Raw genomic sequence first — 3621 nt, forward strand, 5'->3', positions numbered from 1 at the left:
TCAAGTTGGAGATGGACACAGCGCTGGCGATGGAGCTATCACGGCATCGGGACATCCGCAGTTTTAAGCGCTACACCAACCGCAAGAACAAACTAGCTGCGAAGCGAGCGTTTCTCAAGGCAACTGACCAGCTTGACTAGATGGTTAATTGTAGAATCGGTCAGTGCATTGCCCGCATCATTCGGCTCACCCACGTGCGGCACGACGGAACAGCCACGCCGAACCGACGAACAGTGCGATAAAGAATCCATTCAGAACTGTAAGCTCTAGCGGTCCGCTCCATGGGTAACTTAATTGCGCGGTCAGCGCGACCGTAGCGACTGATTTCTGAGCAAGTGCTGTGGCAAACAGCGCACGGGACATTCCACGGGGTCGAAAGCGTGCAATGAGGGAGCCGATGATTCCGACGGCAAGCACCCCGAAGTACATCAGGTTGGCAAGGTCGCCATCCTTCCCGATGATGCCGACACCGAGACTAAGCCAGACCAAGATGAGTGCTGTCGCGATCGCGACACTGGCGGCAACTCGATACATCGTGTTATTCCTGTTCATTGTTCCTCCTCGATTGACTGGTAACGTCGCACGGCAGTGTACTTTTGTTCCTTCGCTTACAAAACTGCAAAGTTGGGTGGTTGATGGCAAACAAGCCAATCAAATCTCAAGGTTGTTTAGGACATGAGCATCATTGGGTGGTATTGTCCCCATTAATTCAAATGAACCTAAAGGAATCTTTCGCCCATTCAATAGGATTTCTACTTGATGGGTTCCAGGGTAATGCTTACGGGTTGTCATATCCGCCAGGGAGATTGATTTACCCAGTTGTATCGTTTCCCCCGGTGCAAGTTCAACGGTCTTCAACTTGAAAACCTTGGGGCTTGTCTTGCCATTTGCTTTCACAAAATGAATCCGAATATCGAGCAAAAGTCGCTGATGCCCAGAATTTGTGTTTGTGGCTTCAAAGGCAATGGAAACAAAACCCCCAATCACGACTTGCTGAGGTGTAATGCTAACTTTGCTAATTGATACCATTGCTCCATCACTAAAACCCAAAGCGGCGATCGCTTCGGAGTCAGCTCGCTTTATAGCTGATCGCAGTGCGTGACGAATCAACCAGCGCCGTTCATGGGTTGCATTGACCAACCAGCGGCGAGCGATTTCCACTAGTAATGACGGATGATCCTTGCCGATGTCGTTCAAATTATTGGCAACAGAACGGCGTACATAAAGTTCGGGATCATCTTTGAGCAGTTCTAGCAATTCCAGGACGGGGTAGGGATTTTTCTGGAATTCTCGCAAACGAGGTGCCCAAGGCACTCGTCCCCGATTGCCTTCGGAGACCAAGCGGCGCACATGGGCGCTCGGGTCTTGTGCCATATTTTCAGACGTGCTAGGGTCGCTTCGGGATACCGTTCTAAAAACGGGCGAATACTAAACTCAGCCGTGAATCGTTGCGTTAACTCATACTGAGTCTGCATCGAAATCTCAAAATGCTCAAGCCCATATTTTGCAACGAACAGAACATGAGGCAGGTAGAGGAAGGGAGCCATCCCAAACTCTCTTGTTCCTTCGAGTTTCGGACCCAACGCAGCAATCAGAATACTGGCAGCTTCTTCATAGCTGTGAGGTAAATGATGATGCAGTGCCTCCGCGATTTTCCATCCCCGTGGCGTCAAGTCCAGGTCATCATATCCATCGAGTACCTCGTTCAGAAAGGCTGCTGTCGAGAAGTTAGGAGTTACCCCAGCAATCATTGCAGCTATTCTTCGGGGTATCTCGATTCCAAATCGGTTTCTAAGGGGTTCAGCCAAAAACAACTCCTTTTGAACGACCAATAAAGTGATAAGTTTGACCCTGTAGGGCAAAGTTGCTGATCGGGCAACCATGGCTAACCTTTGCTTGAAATGGTAAAGCAATCCGGCAAGTGATTACCAAACGAACTCGCTACATTACGGTTCGCACAAAACTTATGGATGACCTCCTCAACTCGACGCTGGCTGAGTACAACCAAGTGGTTATCCTGGGAGCGGGACTCGACACAAGGGCGTATTGATTGGCATGGGCATATAGTACGACCGTGTATGAAGTGGATTGCCCGGAGGTGTTGCAGTACAAAGCCCAAGTTTTGCAAGGCGTTACCCCAGCTTGTATCTATCGACCTGTATCTGGAGATCTGGCTGCTCCAAATGCGAAATGGACAACAGCCATCCTTGATGCTGGGTATCAGACTACAGTGCCAACTATTTGGTTAGTAGAAGGAGTGGTGATGTATTTGCAGGAGAAAGAAGTACACCTGCTACTCCAGTCCCTCTCCCATTTAAGCGTTGCTGGTAGCGTTTTAGGTATGGATGGAGTCAAGGTGGGATCAGTTTTGGCTGGGCAGCGAGCGAGAAAAGCCGATCGTGGCAGAGTCGTACGGCATTGGCAGTTCGGCGATGATAATCCGAAACAACTGCTGGCAAGATATGGGTGGGTTGCAGAAGTGTTTGAGCCGCAAGACATCGAAGCAGGATATGGTAGGTATCCCAAGTCTTTACCAATTAGCACTGAAACAGCAGACCAGGATGATAGTCGAGGGGTATGGCTAGTTAATGCTGTGAAAGTTTAATCAAACAGAGCAAACCTAACACTAGATTTTGAGCTATTAGTCCACAAGGCAATATTGTTCCCGGTTGACCTCAAATTCAGAGACAACTGTCTTCAATTACATTCCAGGCTACTTCAGTGGTAGTAGGCTTATCAGGTAATTTACCAACGCAGCGTTGGTAAATTACCTCGTCCAAGTACATCTTTGGACAAACCCCAGTAAAGGCAGAACCTTCACAGCGAAAGGCTGATAATTTTTTGCTGTCTAGCGCCCCAATTACTTATGTCCTAAATGCTTCAGCTCTCCTATCGTTTTGCGATCGAAATCTCGATTTGTTATGAGAAGAAGCCTAGTTGTTGTCCAATGAGGTGAGTAGTTCTGGTTTGAGGAGTTTAGGTACCATTTTGTTAGTCTACTCTGCTAGGATCGCCTCAATTTCTGCAAGTTTTTGCTGGAGGATTTGACGCAACACCACAAGCTGTTCTTGATTCGTGGTTTTCATAATGTCATGTGATAGTTTTTCAAGTCCCTTTGCCGCGACTGTAATTTCTTTTGACTCAATGGGTTTAGGGCTTAGATACTTTGCCTTAACCTGAGCAACCAGTTCACGAGTTTTCGCAACGGTTAAATCTTGCTCAATCACCGCTTGGGTCGCAGCAAGGCGTTCTTTTGTCGCCTGACGTTCTGCAATTTTCAGAGTTTTAGCAGATAGGCTGGCTAACGCCAAAGCATGAGCACCTTTCAACCCCTGTTCCCGAATTGCTTTCTTCAAGTCAGAGGATAAAGCCAGCATTGAGAGTAGGTTTGCCTTCACTGAGGCTGGATTTAGACCTAAATCAAGTAAAGAGAGTAGAAGCGCTGTCTCCGTTTCACTAATGTCTAACTGTTGTAATCCCTGCTGTTGCTTTTCGGAGGTGACAGCTAATAAGGAGGTGAGTTGATTGATCTGTTGTCCACGTTCTAGACGGCGAAGCACAGTAGATAATACAGTTGAAATTTCCTCGGCTATAATGCCAGTCGAATCTGCAACCTCTTTG

Annotated in this window: 4 protein-coding genes and 1 pseudogene; 1 reads left to right on the forward strand and 4 read right to left on the reverse strand. The window is 47.8% G+C overall.

Annotated features, from left to right (window positions below):
• Nucleotides 1–186 precede the first annotated feature (186 nt).
• The 3 genes from H6F93_RS10800 to H6F93_RS35750 form a co-directional block, all read right to left on the reverse strand.
• Nucleotides 187–534: a hypothetical protein gene (locus H6F93_RS10800; protein ID WP_190680577.1), complete on the reverse strand. Its 348-nt coding sequence runs from the start codon at nucleotides 532–534 to the stop codon at nucleotides 187–189.
• Between the two features lie 117 nt (nucleotides 535–651).
• The gene (locus tag H6F93_RS35745) at nucleotides 652–1029 is read right to left on the reverse strand and encodes a YhaZ family DNA alkylation repair protein (RefSeq protein ID WP_524537928.1); all 378 of its coding nucleotides are present in this window, start codon (nucleotides 1027–1029) and stop codon (nucleotides 652–654) included.
• 221 nt (nucleotides 1030–1250) lie between these two features.
• On the reverse strand, nucleotides 1251–1883 hold the full coding sequence (locus H6F93_RS35750; protein WP_524537926.1) for a hypothetical protein: 633 nt from the start codon (nucleotides 1881–1883) through the stop codon (nucleotides 1251–1253).
• Between the two features lie 38 nt (nucleotides 1884–1921).
• On the opposite strand from H6F93_RS35750, the pseudogene H6F93_RS10815 reads away from it, so the two are divergent.
• Nucleotides 1922–2605: pseudogene (locus H6F93_RS10815) on the forward strand (class I SAM-dependent methyltransferase).
• 391 nt (nucleotides 2606–2996) lie between these two features.
• On the opposite strand, the gene H6F93_RS10820 reads toward H6F93_RS10815, so the two are convergent.
• On the reverse strand, nucleotides 2997–3621 hold a 625-nt coding region (locus H6F93_RS10820), incomplete at its 5' end, for a hypothetical protein (protein WP_524537927.1).

The sequence above is a fragment of the Leptolyngbya sp. FACHB-671 genome (genome assembly GCF_014695745.1).
GTDB lineage: Bacteria > Cyanobacteriota > Cyanobacteriia > Elainellales > Elainellaceae > JAAUTN01.

Excerpts from the sequence above, each read along its gene's own strand:
- H6F93_RS10800 (WP_190680577.1), bottom strand. The coding sequence starts at position 534 with ATGTATCGAGTTGCCGCCAGTGTCGCGATCGCGACAGCACTCATCTTG.
- H6F93_RS35745 (WP_524537928.1), bottom strand. The coding sequence starts at position 1,029 with ATGGTATCAATTAGCAAAGTTAGCATTACACCTCAGCAAGTCGTGATT.
- H6F93_RS35750 (WP_524537926.1), bottom strand. The coding sequence starts at position 1,883 with ATGGTTGCCCGATCAGCAACTTTGCCCTACAGGGTCAAACTTATCACT.